At 58.7% G+C, this 1,027-nt stretch carries 1 protein-coding gene; it reads left to right on the forward strand.

Translation table 11 applies throughout. The annotated features are described in order from the left end of the window. Positions 1-1,005, forward strand: a 1,005-nt coding sequence (locus AC07O1_RS30360) for an NAD(P)(+) transhydrogenase (Re/Si-specific) subunit beta (protein WP_495091194.1), incomplete at its 5' end; no start/stop codon positions are given. Positions 1,006-1,027: the final 22 nt, after the last annotated feature.

Genomic DNA, 1,027 nt, shown 5'->3' on the forward strand with positions numbered 1-1,027 from the left:
GCCATTACCTTCTCGGGTTCGGTGATCGCCTTCGGCAAGCTGTCGGGCAAGTACAAGTTTCGTCTATTCCAGGGCGCACCGGTACAGTTCGGCGGTCAGCATAAGTTGAACCTGATCTTGGGCCTGGCAACCTTGGGCCTGGGCATCACCTTTATGCTGACCGGTAACTTCGGTGCATTCGCGCTGATGCTCGCTCTGGCCTTCGTGCTCGGCGTGCTGATCATCATCCCGATCGGCGGTGCCGACATGCCGGTAGTGGTGTCGATGCTCAACAGCTACTCCGGCTGGGCCGCGGCCGGGATCGGCTTCTCGCTGAACAACTCGATGCTGATCATCGCAGGCTCCCTGGTGGGCTCGTCCGGTGCGATCCTCTCGTACATCATGTGCAAGGCGATGAACCGTTCGTTCTTCAACGTACTGCTTGGCGGCTTCGGTAACAATGCAGACGCCGCTGGCCCGGCCGGCGCGAAAGAAGTCCGTCCGGTGAAATCCGGCTCGGCTGACGACGCGACCTTCCTGCTGACCAACGCCGACACCGTGATCATCGTTCCGGGTTATGGCCTGGCGGTCGCCCGGGCGCAACACGCGCTTAAAGAGCTGACCGAGAAACTGACCCATAATGGCGTGACCGTGAAGTATGCGATTCACCCGGTAGCGGGTCGTATGCCAGGTCACATGAACGTCCTGTTGGCTGAGGCCGAAGTGCCTTACGACCAGGTGTTCGAGATGGAAGACATCAACTCCGAGTTTGGCCAGGCCGATGTGGTGCTGGTACTCGGCGCCAACGATGTGGTCAACCCGGCAGCGAAGAACGATCCAAAATCGCCGATTGCCGGCATGCCGATTCTCGAAGCGTTCAAGGCCAAGACGATCATCGTCAACAAGCGCTCGATGGCCAGCGGTTATGCCGGCCTGGACAACGAACTGTTCTATCTGGACAAGACCATGATGGTTTTTGGCGACGCCAAGAAGGTCATCGAAGATATGGTCAAGGCAGTCGATTAAACCCTGCTTTCGCGCAACACCG

The organism is Pseudomonas sp. GW821-FHT07G10 (assembly GCF_059418545.1).